At 37.8% G+C, this 17,509-nt stretch carries 12 protein-coding genes, 1 tRNA gene and 1 pseudogene; 10 read left to right on the top strand and 4 right to left on the bottom strand.

The window, feature by feature from the left end; translation table 11 throughout:
- The coding region (locus AC4MRQ_RS19245) for an ABC transporter permease (RefSeq protein ID WP_491199337.1) at positions 1 to 2,032 on the top strand (2,032 nt) is incomplete at its 5' end.
- Positions 2,033 to 2,080: 48 nt separating this feature from the next.
- Here AC4MRQ_RS19245 and AC4MRQ_RS19240 read toward each other — a convergent pair.
- From AC4MRQ_RS19240 to AC4MRQ_RS19230, 3 genes are all read right to left on the bottom strand, one after another.
- The gene (locus AC4MRQ_RS19240) at positions 2,081 to 3,631 is read right to left on the bottom strand and encodes a 4Fe-4S dicluster domain-containing protein (RefSeq protein ID WP_491199336.1); all 1,551 of its coding nucleotides are present in this window, start codon (positions 3,629 to 3,631) and stop codon (positions 2,081 to 2,083) included.
- A 27-nt stretch (positions 3,632 to 3,658) separates the two neighbouring features.
- Positions 3,659 to 4,576, bottom strand: a complete 918-nt coding sequence (locus AC4MRQ_RS19235) for a DUF362 domain-containing protein (RefSeq protein ID WP_491199335.1) — start codon at positions 4,574 to 4,576, stop codon at positions 3,659 to 3,661.
- A gap of 194 nt (positions 4,577 to 4,770) precedes the next feature.
- Positions 4,771 to 4,847: transfer RNA gene (locus tag AC4MRQ_RS19230), tRNA-His, on the bottom strand.
- Between the two features lie 110 nt (positions 4,848 to 4,957).
- Here AC4MRQ_RS19230 and AC4MRQ_RS19225 point away from each other — a divergent pair.
- The 6 genes from AC4MRQ_RS19225 (at position 4,958) to lon (ending at position 12,894) form a co-directional block, all read left to right on the top strand.
- Entirely contained in the window at positions 4,958 to 5,650 is a 693-nt protein-coding gene (locus tag AC4MRQ_RS19225) for a DNA alkylation repair protein (RefSeq protein WP_491199334.1), read from the top strand.
- A 143-nt stretch (positions 5,651 to 5,793) separates the two neighbouring features.
- On the top strand, positions 5,794 to 7,263 hold the full coding sequence (locus AC4MRQ_RS19220) for an aminotransferase class V-fold PLP-dependent enzyme (protein WP_491199333.1): 1,470 nt from the start codon (positions 5,794 to 5,796) through the stop codon (positions 7,261 to 7,263).
- A 200-nt stretch (positions 7,264 to 7,463) separates the two neighbouring features.
- Positions 7,464 to 8,663 carry a GNAT family N-acetyltransferase gene (locus AC4MRQ_RS19215; RefSeq protein WP_491199332.1) on the top strand — a complete coding sequence of 400 codons (1,200 nt, stop codon included), beginning with the start codon at positions 7,464 to 7,466 and terminating at the stop codon, positions 8,661 to 8,663.
- 103 nt (positions 8,664 to 8,766) lie between these two features.
- Positions 8,767 to 9,027: a type B 50S ribosomal protein L31 gene (locus AC4MRQ_RS19210; protein ID WP_200464468.1), complete on the top strand. Its 261-nt coding sequence runs from the start codon at positions 8,767 to 8,769 to the stop codon at positions 9,025 to 9,027.
- 105 nt (positions 9,028 to 9,132) lie between these two features.
- Entirely contained in the window at positions 9,133 to 10,347 is a 1,215-nt protein-coding gene (locus AC4MRQ_RS19205; protein WP_491199331.1) for a putative sugar nucleotidyl transferase, read from the top strand.
- Between the two features lie 96 nt (positions 10,348 to 10,443).
- Entirely contained in the window at positions 10,444 to 12,894 is a 2,451-nt protein-coding gene (gene lon, locus AC4MRQ_RS19200) for an endopeptidase La (RefSeq protein ID WP_491199330.1), read from the top strand.
- Positions 12,895 to 12,925: 31 nt separating this feature from the next.
- On the opposite strand, the gene AC4MRQ_RS19195 is transcribed toward lon, so the two are convergent.
- Positions 12,926 to 13,735, bottom strand: coding sequence for an ADP-ribosylglycohydrolase family protein (locus AC4MRQ_RS19195; RefSeq protein ID WP_491199329.1), 810 nt, complete (start codon positions 13,733 to 13,735; stop codon positions 12,926 to 12,928).
- A gap of 201 nt (positions 13,736 to 13,936) precedes the next feature.
- Here AC4MRQ_RS19195 and AC4MRQ_RS19190 point away from each other — a divergent pair, with 201 nt between their 5' ends.
- The 3 genes and pseudogenes from AC4MRQ_RS19190 to AC4MRQ_RS19180 form a co-directional block, all read left to right on the top strand.
- The gene (locus AC4MRQ_RS19190) at positions 13,937 to 15,046 is read left to right on the top strand and encodes an AI-2E family transporter (RefSeq protein ID WP_491199328.1); all 1,110 of its coding nucleotides are present in this window, start codon (positions 13,937 to 13,939) and stop codon (positions 15,044 to 15,046) included.
- Between the two features lie 231 nt (positions 15,047 to 15,277).
- Positions 15,278 to 16,363 carry a cytochrome c3 family protein gene (locus AC4MRQ_RS19185; RefSeq protein ID WP_491199327.1) on the top strand — a complete coding sequence of 362 codons (1,086 nt, stop codon included), beginning with the start codon at positions 15,278 to 15,280 and terminating at the stop codon, positions 16,361 to 16,363.
- Positions 16,364 to 16,386: 23 nt separating this feature from the next.
- Positions 16,387 to 17,509, top strand: a pseudogene (locus AC4MRQ_RS19180) (TAT-variant-translocated molybdopterin oxidoreductase); the annotation flags it as partial.

Raw genomic sequence — 17,509 nt, 5'->3', positions numbered from 1 at the left:
CGAGGAGTTGGTTGAAAAGGCATTACACGATTTCGACCTGGTGGAAGCGCGCGATTTGGTTGTAGGTTCACCTTTGAATAAAATATTGAGCGGAGGGCAGCGTAAACGCTTAAATATTGCTTTGGAGTTAATTCGGGAACCATCGGTTCTGTTTGTTGATGAACCAACATCCGGACTCTCATCTATGGACTCTGAGAAAGTTATGCTGCTATTAAAGCGCCAAACGCTAAAGGGGAAATTGGTATTTATAAATATACACCAACCTAGCAGCGATCTTTATAAGTTGATCGATAAACTATTAATTATTGATAAAGGGGGGCGTATCATATATAATGGTAATCCAATGGATGCCATAACTTACTTTAAGCAAAAGGCATCCTACGTTAATCCTGAGGAAAAGGAGTGTTATGCCTGTGGTAATGTACATACCGAGCAGCCTTTACGGATTATTGAGGCGCGTATGGTGAATCCATATGGAAAATTTATTCGTCAACGGAAGGTTTCACCTGAAGATTGGTATAGTCACTATGTTGAAGAGTTTGAGGATAAATTTGAATGGAAAGAGCCAAAGCATAATGCCAGGCAAGAAAAATTGCCGGCAAACTTATACAACATTCCAGGGCGTGTTCAGCAGTTTGTCATTTATTTATTGCGGGATACCTTATCTAAAATTAAGGACAGGCAATACCTGATGATTAATATGTTACAGGCACCAATATTGGCATTGATATTAGGTTATTTTACCAAGTTTATCAGTGGAGATGGAACAGATGAGTCTGTCTATGTTTTTGCCAATAATGTAAACATACCGGCCTATTTGTTTATGTGCGTTGTGGTCGCATTATTTCTTGGATTGATTGTTAGTGCTGAAGAGATATTTAAGGATCGACGGTTGCTGCAGCGTGAGTCGTTTCTTAATTTGAGTCGATTTAGCTATCTCAACAGTAAGATTGTTGTACTGTTTGCCATTTCAGCTGTTCAAACGCTTAGTTTTGTGCTAATTGGCAATTATATACTTGAAATAAAAGGGCTTACTTTGAGTTATTGGCTTATTTTGTTTAGTACTGCATGCTATGCCAATATGCTGGGGTTGAATATTAGCAGCGGATTAAATTCTGTAGTGGCTATTTATGTGTTGATACCTTTAATATTAGTGCCACAGCTTCTATTTAGTGGTGTTATTGTCAACTTCGATAAGTTACACAATACTATTTCATCTGAACAATATGTACCTCGTATTGGAGATCTGATGACCTCGCGATGGTCATATGAAGCTCTTGCAGTTAACCAATACAGGAATAACGAATATGAGAAGCAGTTTTTTGAACTTGACAGACAAATTAGTATAGCATCATACAATAGGGATTTGTTAATTCCTAAGTTGGAAGATTTAAATGAAACATGTCAATATCATTTAAATAGAAGGCAACAAGAAGAGCTGAATGAAGCTTCGCAGCTATTGGCAGCAGAGTTGTACAAGCTTCTTGGTCGAAAAGTTGCTCATTATCCGTTAGTAGCATTTTATCTTGGTGGTAAAGCAGTTTATGATTCCGATACTTTTGTGAAAGTAGACAGTGTTTTATCAGCGGAGAAAACCAACTTTAAAAATCTATATATAGAAGGTAAACGAAAGAAGGATGAGCTTTTTTCGACATTAATAGATCAATTTGGCTCCAAAGATGCTTTCCTGAAATTTAAGGATACCTATCAGAATGTTGCCCTGGAAGAGGTTGTGCTCAATAAAAGAGAATTACAGCAAATGTTATATACAGGGCGAGGTATTATACAAAAAAAGCATCCAATTTTTAAACCGTCAATGTCCAACCTTGGTCGCTCACATTTATATGCAGCTGATAAAAGGGTATTAGGTTTAAATATTCCAACACCCATGTTTAATATGTTGATTGTTTGGTTGGGGGTTGGATTTTTCTACGTTACATTATACTTTGACATTCTCAAACGCATTATTCGTTACTTCGAGACCTTTAAGCTTAGGCGTCTCAACCGAAGATTACAAAAGATCAGACCTTAATAAAAAATGGCTGCTCCAAACAGGGCAGCCATTTTTTTATTCATATCGTTAAAACGGAAAATCTTCTTCAATTGGAGCTGTTGTTTGTTCTTCCTCTTTGGGTTTTTCGGCTGCCTGATGTATAGCATTGCCATTGACATAAATTGCTTTGTAAGGAGCATCAACCGGGCAAGGATATTCACAAGCGCCACAGCCAACACATATATCTTGATTGACCTCTGGAATTAACAGGTTACCTTCATAAGGAACCATGTCTACCGCCTTTGTTGGGCAATGTTCTGAACAGGCACCGCAATCGGTTCCATCAGTATAAACTACACAATTCTCTTTTACAAATACAGCTTTTCCAAGTTGGGTGAGCTGTTTCTCTTCAATTGAGATTGGTAAGATGGCACCTGTCGGGCAAACCTCTCCGCAATCGCAACAGTCAAAATTGCAATAACCTGAAAGGTAATCCATATGAGCCTGCATAAAACCCTTGAAACCATATTGATTAAGCGCTGGTTGTAATACCTGCGTTGGGCAAGCGGCAACACAGAGGCCGCATCCGGTGCAAATATCATTAAATCTTTTGATACTGAGTGAACCTGGAGGTGATACAGGGTGATCTTTTTCGTTCACCAATAGTTTAGAAGTGTCAGTCTTTGGTTTTACATCAGCTAATACCTTTTGCCCAAGTAATAGACCGATTCCGGTCGTGATGGCAGTTCTTCTGCCAGAATCACCGATTTCGATTTTGTTAGTTTTCTTCGAGCTCAGGTTTAAAGCTGAATCGTCACACACTGCAAGGCAGTTAAAACAATCAACACAGCGGGAGTGATCGATCTTGAAGTTTTTAATATCAATACATTCGCTTTTGCATTCACCAATACACTTTCCACATTTAGTGCAGTTGTTTTCATCAAACTGAATTTTAAGGAAAGAGAACTTTGAGAATAAACCTAAAAATGTTCCAACAGGGCAGATAGTGTTGCAAAATAAGCGACCACGTTTATATGACATGTAAGCAATAGCAATAAATGTAACAAGCGTAAATACAAAAATAAACCATGGCGTGCCAACCAGTTTAGCAGGACTTATGCTATAGATATCAACTTTATGCAGCAACATTGATAAGCCGTTGTTTGCTACTACAACAATTGGACGAATCAGATAGGTCATAAAACGGCCGAAGTTACTGTAAGGGTCAAGCAGAGTAATGATAGTTGAGAATGATAATATGATACCCAAGGCAGAGATCGCTAAAAGCGAGTAGCGTAATATTGGATAGGCCTTTTTCTTCTTAAAAAAGAATTTCCTTTTTGAACGTTTTTTTGCGATCCATGAAAATGCATCCTGCATAATTCCTAACGGACAAATACTGCTACAATAAATACGTCCGATAAATGATGTTAAAGCGATGATAATTAAAAAACCAATGGCACTGATTGCAAAAGTACTCAGAAACATCATCAAGGAAGGGGTAAACTGAAGGAACAGAATCTCCCGAACTGTTTCATTTGTATATTTCTCGTAAATGTCGAGAAAAACAGAAATTGTGAGAATAAAAAACAAGAGTGATAATATCACCCTTGCTCTTTTTAATTTGATATAATTCATTCCTATCTGTTTGCCTGATAAAATAAGTTAAGCCATTTTTTGCTTGCTAATGCTTAGTTCCTCTAAATTCATATTGCCAAGCTTCATTTCGTGTGCTATTTTGATATGACCAATTTCAGAAGGTTGCAAACCAAACATCTTTGTTGCGGCGGCGTCGGCAGCTACAATGTCAGTTGAAGCAATCAGTGCCTTTAAATTAGTTACATCTGCAACAGATACGCCTCTCGGACCATTTTTTGTCATCATGTTATAGCCATCAATGATGTTTAAATCCGGTTTCTTAAACGTACAGAAATCAGCAATACATTGATGTAGATCGTTAGAGTGATAAAATTTACGGTCCCAAACAACACCCATCAGGTTTTTCATGGCAAGCGAGATTCTCGTGCTGCTATGGTGCTTCATAACCGGAACGTTAATGAATACATCAGATTCCAAAATCATTTTGTGTACTTTGGTCTTCTTCAGGCTTACACCATTGGGAATCTCAACCTCCTTGTAAAATGATTCAGTATTACCAGGTATCATTTTACCACCTTCGGTCTTAACAGCATCCTCAATTCCACTGTTACGGTAGCATCGATCCCATTTATTACATGTATTGTCAAAAACGTAAACTTCGGAAGCACCAGCTTCTTTGCACCGCTTAACAATTCTGGCTACAACATCTGGGTTGGTATTAGCTGCTCTTTCGGGTGGCGCATCCCAACCAATATTTGGTTTAACTACAACTTTTTGTCCGCTTTTCACATATTTTCCAATACCTCCAATCGCTTCAATGGCTCGATCGAACATGTCACCTCCGTTACCGCCGCGAACTGCTGCCAGATCATATTCCGATGTTGCAGGCATTCCCTTAACACTTTCTAAGCCTCCAAACAGAGGCAGCGCACCACTTAATAAACTGGCACCAATACCCGTTCTTAAAAAGTCTCTTCTCTTCATTTTATGTGATTGTTCTGTTAATACAATGTTGTTTTCCGTGAATACACGTCAAAGAATTGAAAATTACTAAAAATAATGCAAGCAAGAGCTGAATATCAGTAATTTAAACCGTGTATAAATAATGAAAGATTGTGAGGGAGGATATAAGAGAATGTTATAAAACAAAAAGCCTCAATTAGAAATAATTGAGGCTTTGGGGTGGAAGACCGGTTTCGAACCGGCGACCTCTGGAACCACAATCCAGCGCTCTAACCAGCTGAGCTACAACCACCATTTTGTTTTTGCGATTGCAAAGATAATGTTTGTGATTTAATATTTGCAAGAAGAATCGAAAAAAATCAAAAAAACTTTTTCCTTTGTAGCTGTTTATTTATGGGAGATATGAAGTTTTTTATTGAGAATCAGAAGATAGAGCGAGAGCTTGAGTGGGTGATTAGTTTAGTGAAATTACACATGAATGGTGCAACAACAGCTCAAATGGAGAATGGAGGTATCCATTACAGATTGAATTATGGTGTTGGCATCCCACATTTAAAACAATTATCCAAAAGGATTCCAAATAGCTATGAACTTGCTGAGCGAATGTGGTTTCAGGAAATCCGGGAGACAATGATATTGGCTACAATTGTAGTTCCTGCAGATGAAATGACAGCCGAAAGATGCCATGAATGGGCTGAAAAAATAACTAATAAGGATATAGTCGAACGATCATCAATGTTCTTGTGGTGGCGTTTACCGGTAATCAATGATTTACTTCCGCTTTGGTTTAAAAGCCCTAATCAATTCCTGAAAGCTACTGGCATGTTTACGTTTGGCCGAATGATCCAAAATAATCAAAGGATTATGACGTACGACAGTTCCTCTCTGATAAATTTGCTTAATGATAAAGATGAACTGCTTGTTTTAAAAGCATTATCCTTTGCAATCCGAATGAATATTAGACATCAATATGCAGATGAAACTAGTGTACGGAAATTTATTGAAAAACTGAATGCTTCAAACGATGTTAATCAGCATATGATTGCTGAGGAATTAATCAGTGAATTAGAGATGTTGAAAGATCAATTTAAGTAATCCCTTACTTAATTGAGAATGATACCTTTGTGTAAAAATCATACTTGCACTTATATATAAATATCTATATTTGAGGATTCACTATCTCTATCCAATAATGGATAAGAAAGCTAAGATTAAGATTTTCAAATTCGGTTGATTCTATGACAACGTTAGAAGGATATTTTGAGAAATTTAGAAAGAATACAATAGGTTGGGATGCAACGATTCAAACACCATATGGTGAAAAGCCACTGGTTTATGCTGATTGGATTGCAAGTGGTCGCTTATATGAGCCTATCGAAAAGTTGATGAAGGAGCAGATTGGCCCTATGGTCGCAAATACACATTCTGAGTCAAGTGACACAGGAATGATTATGACCAACATATATAAGCATTCTCATAATATCATTAAACAGCATGTAAATGCAAGTGAAGAGGATATTATTATAACGGCCGGTTTTGGAATGACCTATGTTGTTAATAAACTTCAACGTATGCTAGGAATGCGGGTTCCGGAGCAAGCACAACGTTTTTGTAGTATACCTGTAGATCAACGTCCTGTTGTTTTCATCACTCATATGGAGCACCACTCCAATCATACTTCATGGCTTGAAACCAATGCCGATGTAGTGGTGGTTGAGCCAGATGACCAGCTATTGGTAAATCCTGAAGCTTTGCGACGTGAGGTTGAAAAATATAGTAACCGAACGTTGAAAATTGGTTCATTCAGTGCATGCTCCAACGTAACAGGTGTAAGGGTTCCATATTATGAATTGGCTCGAATAATGCATGAAAATGGTGGGTTCTGTTTTGTGGATTTTGCAGCTTCTGCACCATATGATGAGATTAATATGCATCCGGGAGATCCGCTAGAGAGTTTGGATGCTATCTTTTTCTCTCCACATAAGTTTTTAGGAGGTCCGGGAAGTTCGGGGGTAATGGTGTTTAACCAGGCACTCTATCATAACTCGGCACCTGATAATTCAGGAGGAGGAACTGTTGATTGGACCAACCGATGGGGAAAATACAGATACGTTGACGACATTGAAGCCCGGGAAGATGGAGGTACACCAGGATTTCTTCAATCCATCAAAGCAGCAATGGTCATCAAGCTTAAGGAAGAAATGGATGTCACGAAGATTCATGTACGGGAAGATGAGATTGTTGCAAAGATTCTGAAAGAGTTCAGAGCCATACCAGGAATGAATATTTTGGCGGATAATGTTGATCAGCGTCTTGGCGCTATTTCTTTTTATATCGACAATTTGCATTTCAACCTGGCAGTGCGTCTTTTAAATGATCTGTATGGTATTCAGGTACGTGGAGGGTGTTCTTGTGCAGGAACGTATGGACATTATCTACTACATGTCGATTATTATACCTCAAATAAAATAACCAGTAAAATCAATAAAGGAGACCTTTCAGAAAAACCAGGTTGGATTCGAATGTCTGTACATCCAACCATGTCAGACGGTGAGGTTTATTATTTGATTGAAGCGGTAAAAGATATTGCGGCTAACTGGAAGGAGATGGGTAAAGATTATAATTATGTGGCGGCTCAGAATGAGTACTATCATAAGGATGTACCTCAAAAATTACCTGAGGATTATGATGATTGGTTTTTGTTTTAGAATTAATGAGTTTACTAGATAATATAAAGCGAACCTCTATTGGTTCGCTTTTTTATTTCTATCACACTAGGAATCACATTGAATTAATTGAGGGCGGTGCAGTCTTCAAATATGCTTGCCAATAACTGGGAAAATTAAATTATTCGGCTATTTTTGTGAGAAACCCATCGGTTAGCCAATTTTCTTAAAAAGCATTTTTGATGAAAGTAGTCGAGGTATCTGATAAACTATCGAAGAAACAGTTTTTAAACGTAGTTGATGTTGTATATAACGGTGATGAAGCATATGTGCGACCTTTGAATGCAATGATTGAAGAAGTTTTTGATCCTTTAAAAAATACGTACTTCAACCATGGCAAAGCAACTCGTTTTATCTTATTAAAAGGAGAAGAGGTCATTGGTCGGGTGGCAGCATTTATCAACTATAAAAAAGCTGAGGGGTTTGAGCAGCCTACAGGAGGTATGGGTTTCTTTGAATGTATAAATGATAAGGAGGCCGCATATGTGCTTTTTGACACAGCAAAGGATTGGCTCAAGGAAAATGGCATGGAAGCCATGGACGGACCGATTAATTTTGGTGAGAATGATAATTTTTGGGGATGTCTTGTAGAAGGTTTTGGTCAACCAGGTTTTGGTATGCAGTATAATCCACCATATTATCAGAAATTCTTTGAAGATTACGGATTTACAACATACTTCGAACAAATTACTAACCATCTTGATTTGACGGTGCCTTTCCCGGAACGCTTTTGGAAGATAGCTGGTTGGGTTGTTAAGAAAGATGGATTTAGCTTTAAGCATTTTAAAATAAAAGAAGCTGATAAGTTTTTTGACGATTTTGAGACGATCTATAATGATGCCTGGCGTTTCCATGAAAATTTTACACCTATTGATAAAAAGGTGCTGAAGACAACAATGATGAAGGCTAAGCCATTCATGAATGAGGAGCTTATCTGGTATGCTTATCATGAAGATAAACCAATAGGCTTCCTAGTTTTATTTCCGGATGTCAATCAGATATTAAAGCACTTCAACGGTAAAATGAATTTGTGGAATAAACTGCGATTTGTCTGGATGAAGCACAAGAAATATATGACACGGGCTCGTGTTGTGATACTTGGGGTTGTGCCTAGATTTCAACGATCGGGTATTGAATCAGGATTGTTTTGGCATTTAAAAGGAGCCGTTGAGCGAAATCCACATTTAAAAGAACTGGAGTTGTCCTGGGTGGGTGATTTTAATCCTAAAATGAGGGTTTTGCAAGAATCAATGGGTGCCGCATTCGGTAAAAAGCATATTACCTACAGGTATTTATTTAATAATAAAAACAATGTGGACGTTCGGGCTACTTCTATTCCGGTTGATACCAAGTATAATACAACAAGTGAAAAAGAATTATAAATTTCAGAGATTAAATGCATTAAAAGCTTTGCAGGTTAAATTTTATAATTTACCTTTGCAGCCCGATACGAATTAGAATATTAAAGAATTAAATTATATAACAATGAAACAGGGAATTCATCCAGACAACTACAGGTTGGTAGCTTTTACCGACATGTCAAATGGGGATACGTTCATTACTCGTTCTACTGTTAACACTAAAGATACTGTTGAAATCGACGGAGTTGAATATCCTCAGGTTAAGTTAGAAATCTCAAGTACGTCTCACCCATTTTATACTGGTAAGATGAAACTTGTTGATACTGCAGGACGTGTAGATAAGTTCATGAGCAGATACCAAAAGCACTTTGATAAGCGTAAATAATTAGCTTATAAGTGATAAAATATAAAGCTTCGGTATTCCCGGAGCTTTTTTTTTACAATTATTGTAAATTGTTATCTGCAAATTTAGGCGATAAAATAGTTAATGATGAATTTGATACTTTTCGATAATACTTTCCGAGGTGGAATGCTACCTCTGACTTTTACCCGTCCTCAGGCAGATATACGGATTGGAATATTAACCGTTAAAGAGAAATGGGAGAAATGGCTAGATACTTCGGCTGGCTATTTGACAACAGAATTATTGAGCCGCAAGTTTGCATTGAATGTTAAGAACGATAACCTGTTTATATCAGCCTCTGTACTGCCAAATCAAAATTTAGTTGTTGCTGTCAAACAATTAAAACAAAATCAGGTACTCATAAAAGATGGGGTTTTGATAGCAGCGTGCGGAGCACAGAATTGTCTGGAAAGTATTCGTCAGGAACAAGTTGACAACTTTGAAAAGATTGAATTTCAGGAGGACTTCAATCTTCTTGATAAAATATATAAGTTGATCCCTTATAATCAATCGGAAATTAAAAGCGATTTTGATCTGATAACAAAAGGCAGAAGTTCACAACCAATTGATGAATCAGTAACGGTGGTTGGGTCAAATAAGAATCCGGATATAATAAATCAGGTTTTTATTGAAGAAGGAGCCGAAGTGGAGTATTGTTCACTGAATCCAAAAGAAGGCCCAATCTATATTGGTAAAAATGCAAAAATATGGGAAGGAGCAATGCTGCGAGGTCCAATTGCAATATGTGAATCTTCTCAGATCAGTATGGGAGCTAAAATTCTTCCTGGCGCTACTATTGGTCCTTGGTCAAAAGTGGGTGGTGAAGTAAGTAATTCTGTGATTACAGGATATTCGAATAAAGTACATGATGGCTATTTGGGCGATTCAGTATTAGGCGAATGGTGTAACCTAGGAGCGGACACCAATACCTCTAACCTAAAAAATGACTTTGCTTTGGTGAAACTGTGGGATTATAGTATTGAACGATTTGCAAAAACAGGATTACAGTTTTGTGGTTTGATTATGGGAGATTATTCACGTTGTGCGATTAACACCTCTTTTAATTCTGGAACAGTTATCGGAGTTGGAACAAATATTTTTGGAAGTGGATTTCCAAGAAATTTTGTGCCATCATTTGTAATTGGAGGGCCTCAAGGGTATAAAATTAACGGACTAAAGGTTGTTCTTAATACTGGGAAAAAAGCAATGGCACGGCGCAATGTGGAATTATCAGAGAATGATGCTGTGATTCTGGAAAATATCTATGATGAAACCCAAAAATATCGTGTGTCGTTAAAATAATTTTTGGCACACCAATTGACAATAAGCCAAGCGGATACTTTGTGAGTGAAGTTCCGACAAATTGTCATTATTGACTTTGAATTAGAGAAATTAAATATGGATAATAATAAATTTGGTCTTGATAAGGTACTGATGTCTGATGTTTTTGAGTCTGATGCTGAGTTTATTCCGATCGTATCTGATGAGGATGAACAAAATGTCAGGGCCTTTGAAGTACCTGACATCTTGCCAATTTTACCATTGCGTAACACTGTTTTATTTCCTGGTGTTATTATTCCAATATCTATTGGGAGAGAGAAATCTTTACGCTTAATTCGGGAAATTCAGAAATCGAAAGGAGTTTTTGGAGCTATTGCTCAGAAAGATGTAAAGGAGGATAACCCACAGAAAGATGACTTATTTGAAGTGGGAACGGTGGCGAAAGTCATCAAAGTACTTGAAATGCCAGATAACTCCACTTCTGTAATTATTCAAGGGAAAAAACGCTTTCAGCTCGAAGAAATGATTACCGATGAGCCATACCATATGGCAAAGGTAAAAGGACTGGAAGATGATACAGACGAAAAACAGCGTAACGAATTTGAGGCAGTTGTAAGTTCGATCAAGGATTTATCATTGCGTGTTATAAAGGCCTCATCAAATGTTCCGCCTGAAGCTTCGTTCGCAGTTAAAAACATAGAGAACGATGCTTTCCTGATCAACTTTGTTTGTTCCAATTCAGATATCAGCGTTGATCAAAAACAGGATTTGCTTGGCAAAAATAGCTTGTTCGACAGAGGAATGTTGTTGCTTGAGCATTTGGCCCGTGAAGTGCAGATGCAGGAGCTGAAAAGTGATATTCAGAGCAACGTTAAGCTGGATATTGATCAGCAGCAGCGCGAGTACATGTTGCAACAGCAGATTAAAACTATCCAGGATGAGCTAGGTTCGAGCCCTATTGAGCAAGAGGTAAAAGACTTAAAAGAACGGGCGAAAAAGAAAAAGTGGGGCAAAGAAGTAAAGGAACTATTTAAAAAGGAGCTTGATAAGCTGCAACGTTTAAATCCTGCAGCTGGTGAATATTCTGTGCAGCACAATTATTTACAGACTTTAATTGACATACCTTGGAATGAATTTACCAAGGATAATTACGATCTAAACAGAGCTGAACGTATTCTGGACCGGGACCATTATGGTCTTGATAAAGTAAAAGAACGTATACTTGAGCATTTGGCAGTGCTCAAACTAAAAGGTGAGTTAAAATCGCCGATCATCTGTTTGTATGGTCCTCCGGGAGTTGGTAAAACATCATTGGGTAAATCAATTGCCGAGTCATTAGGACGTAAATATGTTCGTATGTCTTTAGGAGGGGTGCACGATGAAGCTGAGATTCGTGGTCACCGCAAGACTTACATTGGGGCAATGCCTGGGCGAATTATTCAGAGCATTAAAAAAGCCGGTGCTGCAAACCCTGTATTCATTCTTGATGAGATAGACAAGGTTAATGCCAGTGCACATGGTGATCCGTCAGCAGCATTACTTGAGGTGTTAGATCCTGAGCAGAACGAACATTTCCATGATAACTTCCTGGAAGTTGATTTCGATTTATCAAAAACCATGTTCGTAGCTACTGCTAATACTCTAGGGAGCATTTCACAACCATTGCTCGATCGGATGGAACTAATTAATGTTAGTGGCTATATACTTGAAGAAAAGACTGAGATTGCTAAGCGTCATTTGTTACCAAAGCAAATGGAAAATCATGGTATTCCTAAGGGAACCATTTCGGTAAGTAAGAAAGTGTTGTCATATATCACTGAAGCATACACACGAGAATCGGGTGTTCGTGAATTAGACAAAGTTTTGGCCAAATTATGTCGTAAGATTGCTTTAAAGATTGCGAAAGAAGAGGAGCTTAAAAAGACCTTGGCAGTAAAAGACCTGGTTGATTACCTTGGTGTAGCACGTTTTTCTAAAGATAAATGGCAAGATAATTCAACAGCGGGTGTTGTAACCGGATTGGCCTGGACTGCGGTAGGTGGTGAAATTCTATTTGTTGAAACCAGTTTGAGCAAAGGTAAGGGCAAATTAACCTTGACCGGAAATCTTGGTGATGTGATGAAGGAATCGGCTGTATTGGCTTTAGAATACTTAAGAGCCAATTCCGATAAGTTAGGTATCAACAATGAGGCTTTTGATGAGTGGAATGTGCATGTTCATGTTCCGGAAGGGGCAATACCGAAGGATGGTCCTTCAGCTGGAGTAACAATGATTACATCGCTTGCATCGGCTTTTACTCAGCGTAAGGTAAGAGCACGGTTAGCAATGACCGGTGAGATAACATTGCGCGGGAAAGTTTTACCAGTAGGAGGAATCAAAGAAAAGATACTTGCGGCTAAAAGAGCAGGAATAACAGATATCATTCTATCTCACGAAAACAAGAAGGATATAGATGAGATTAATGATATCTATTTAGAAGGATTAGAATTCCATTTTGTTAAGGAAGTGTCTGAAGTACTCAATTTAGCACTGTTGGAAGAGAAAGTTAAAAATCCACTTGAGATATAAGATAAAGGCCGGTTGAAACCGGCCTTTATTGCTAATGAAAATTAAATTGAATCTCTTTTTTCTCAATAAGAAAGCCCTGGCAGAATTTATCTTCAAAATCAGAAAGTACAGTTTCCAAATCAGATGAAAGCCGCGCAAGAGATTTTCTAATAATCGATTTGGGGATATGTTGATAATATGCCTGGGCAACCGCTCCGGTGATGCTGGCAATTGTGTTGCTTGGGCCATTAAGCCAAATAGCTTTCCGAATCGCATCTTCAAAACTATTTGAATTTAAGAACGCCATAATTGCACATGGTACTGGCGACTGATATTTTTCTTTAAGTTTGTCAGCGCAATCCTTGCTAAAAGCTTTGGGAAGAACAATTCTGAGCTCATCTTCAATAAAGGCTCTAATGACTTTCTTATTCTGCCCCGATTTAGCCAAAAATATAGATCCGCAGAATGCTTGTGAGGCTTTTATTTTTTCGTCACTTGGGTGGGTAATAATTGTGGCCGCTTTGGCTTCTTTTATAGCTTCTTCAAGTGAACTTGCAGCAAAGCCAATGGGACTGACCCTTCTGGCAGCACCGTCGCCGGTGCTTTTATATACCTCAGTATGATCTGCCAATGCCCATTCTAAAAAAGCAGCTTGATAACCAGCTTTTGGATACCTTTGGACCCATTCTTTTAGGCACTGATCATAGGCCTTACGTTTTAAGATAGCATCCGCTGTGGCAATGGTTAAAACTGTATCATCTGTGTAAGATGAAAATGGCTTTAAAAGTTGAAAATTAGTCGTAGACTGTGGCGAATGGATAAAAGCAGATCCAATAATGTCGCCTACAATAGCTCCTCTCATTAATATAAATTTGTTAGGTATGGTAATGTAAAAATAGTGTTTACTTTAATCGACTCGTAGCTTCTTCATTCAGCTTATGATAAAAGGAGTATTTGAAAGGGTTAACGCCTCAAATAATTTGATTAACTGTAATTTAAATTTGTTATACGGGCTTGATTTTGCGGTTTTATTTTACGTGCTTATAGTTAGAATAATTACACTATGCGGGAGAGCTTAAAATATACCATCTGGTTCATAATTTCTGTATTGGCCATCTTGTTAATATGGTACTTTAGGGCTGTGGTGTCTTTTCTGATTGTATCAGCTGTTATATCATTGGTTGCTCGTCCGATTTTCGATATTATACGACGAATAAAAATTAAAAAATGGCGTCCCTCCAGTTCTTTTGCAGCTTTATCTACAGTATTAACACTTTGGGTGTTTGTATTGGTTTTTTTCCGCGTCAGTGTACCGTTTATCGTTAAGGAAATACATTTTTTATCGAATGTAGATTTAGATGCGGTGTTTGATACTGCCGAGCGTTTGTTAGGTTCATTTATTGAACCAATAAAAGAAACAGAATTTGGCAAAGCAGGAATGGATGTTATTGAAGGACAGATTAAAGAAACAGCTCTTACCTTTTTTGATTTCTCCAGGATAAGAGACCTTTTTGCTTCTTTGGCTGGTTTTGTTGGTGGCGTGTTTATTTTTGCTTTCAGTGTATCATTTATCACTTTCTTTTTTTTAAAAGAAGAATGGTTAATTGTTCAAGGTTTGCTACTCTTTATCCCTAACAATTTCGAAGAAGGGATTAAGCATGTTCTGGCATCTATTAAAACTTTACTAAGACGTTATTTTATTGGTATTATTATCCAGATAACGCTAATCAGCCTTGTAGTAACATTTGGGCTGTTGCTCGTAGGTATAGAAATTCAACACGCTGTTATCATCGGATTATTTTCTGGCTTTATTAATGTCATCCCATATATGGGACCACTTATTGGTGCTTTTTTTGGTTTTCTGGTTTCATTGGTTGTTTATGTTCAGATGATTGTTGCACCTGATTTTATGCACTATATGTTTGGTGTATTTTTAGTGTTTGTAATCGTACAGTTGCTTGATAATATTGTTTTCCAGCCATTTATATTTTCAGCTAGTGTCAGGGCACATCCTCTTGAAATTTTCATTTTGATTTTGATGGCCGGATATATGTCTGGTATAATAGGAATGTTTCTGGCAATACCAGTTTACACCATAATTCGAGTGATTGCCAAAGAGTTTTTCTTCAATTATAAATTAGTTAAAAAACTTACCGAAAAAATAAAGGAATAAAAGGTCTGAAATAATATATTTGTCGTTCTAAACAATTTAATCACTGATTCGTTATCAATGTTTGAAAGTTGAAGTGTTAAAAAATAACAACAAAATATAAAAAGAATCTGAGGAAATACAAGGCTTACAGAAGCTTCGTAATTAAGCCTCAGACACAAATTGCGACTAATTATGGTAAAGACTTTATCCAGGTCCCTATGTCTTGGGAAAAAAATCTTAAAGTTTTTCTTTGTGTTTCTTGTTCTGTACCATTTTACAGGGCTTACAACACAGGCATATGCTAAAAAGGACGGACCGGCGCCTGATGTAAAAGTTGGAGAGCGGCTTTTCTATGGTTTAATCCCAACCGGAGATGGTTCTCAATCATGTGTATCCTGTCATACAATGTATTCAGGCGATAGCATTAACTGGAATCCATCTGCATTTGAAATGGCAAAAGTAGCTGCAGAAATGGATTTAGCCACTTTTAAGGAGCATTTATTAACTCCTTCCGGAGCCATGCGCGAAAAAGTACATGTTAAATATCAGCTTGATGATGAGCAGCTTTTTCATCTTCAGGGATATTTGATAGAATTATCGGAGACGGGAGTAAAGGATCAACCGATGTCAATCAATAAATTGTTGATATTCTTGCTACTTGGTGGTCTGATGACTTTTGCCTTAGTTGATATTTTCTTTACGAAGAAAATTCCATACAAAGCAGTTCATGTTCTGATTATCATTTTTGGACTTAGCTTTCAATTGAAAATTGTTGCACACGAAATGATAGATTTTGGACGAAGCGAAGATTACATGCCTGACCAGCCGATTAAGTTCTCACATAAAGTACACGCAGGTGATAATAAAATTGACTGTTTATATTGTCACTCAAATGCCGATGAAGGAAAGTCAGCAGGTATCCCAAGTGCAGGATTGTGTATGAACTGTCACCAGGTTGTTCGCAATGGATCAAATTCTGGTCAATTTGAAATTGCCAAAGTAGTTGATGCATATGAAAACAATAAGGACATTGAATGGGTACGCATTCACAATCTACCAGATCATGTATTCTTTAGCCATGCACAACACGTAAATGTTGGTCAACGAGATTGTCAGGAGTGTCATGGCGATGTTGAGAATATGCATATACTTAAGCAAGAGAATGATTTGTCGATGGGATGGTGCTTAGACTGTCATAAAGAGACCAACGTGAATTTTAAAGGGAATGACTATTACAAAACTTTCGAGGCTTTACACAAAGATTTAGCTGAGGGTGTTCGTGACTCTATTCAGGCTGCTGATATAGGCGCTAACGATTGTATGAAATGTCACCATTAATAAAGAAATAATCAGTTTACAATATGAAAGAATACTGGAGAAGCCTTGAAGATTTGTTGCCTGCTGAAGAAGCTCCGCAAGAGAAAAAATCTTCGATGGTACTTTCTGATGCAGATTCATCTAAAAATAGCCGTCGTGACTTTTTAAAGTATTTCGGTTTCAGTATTGCATCGGCAGCCGTATTAGCCGGATGTGAGCGACCTGTTAAGAAAGCCATCCCTTATTTGATACAACCAGAGGAAGTAAAGCCTGGAACAGCCAATTATTACGCATCTACTTTTTATGATGGAGCCGAAATGGTACCAATCCTTGTTAAGGTGCGCGATGGTCGTCCTATAAAAATTGAAGGAAATGACCTTTGCCAGATGACTGGCGGTTCAGCTTCAGCACGTGTGCAGGCTTCCTTATTAAACTTATATGATGAGTCGCGTCCGGCTCAGCCAACATTAGATGGAAATCCAATTCGTTGGGAAGATGTTGACACTAAGTTAACTGAAACACTTGCGACCTGGGATGCTACAAAAGAATTTGTGATTGTAACATCTAGCATCATCAGTCCTTCAACAAAAAAATTGATAGCTGATTTTGTAGCGAAGTACCCATTTGTAGTTCACGAAATATTTGATGCATACTCATATTCAGCTTTGCGCGATGCTTACAATCAAAGTTTTGGTAAAGCGATGATTCCATCGTTCCGTTTCGATCAAGCGAAATTAGTGGTTGGGTTCAATGCTGATTTTTTGGGTACATGGTTACAGCCAACAGCTTTTGGACGTCAGTACGCATCAGCTCGAAAGTTAACTAAGGGGCAACGGGAAATGATGCGCCATGTGCAGTTTGAGCCAATTATGACTTTAACTGGTTCCAATGCTGATGAGCGTGTGCCAATGCCAGCGGTTGATGAAGCTTATTATCTTGCAGGTTTATATTCTGAGTTAGCTAAAAAAGCAGGTGTTAGTGCTCCTTCTGTAAAAGCACCTGAGACCATTGTAAAAGTAGCTATTGAATTGGCTGCAGCGGAAGGTCAGTCACTTGTTGTTTCAGGTACTAATGATTTGAGCATTCAAACTTTAGTGCTTGAGATCAATCAATTGCTTCAGAATATTGGTCAGACTGTGTTAACAGATGTGCCTGTCAATTTGTATC

Source organism: Carboxylicivirga sp. (assembly GCF_982718395.1).
This window is presented reverse-complemented; position numbering and strand designations above follow the sequence as displayed.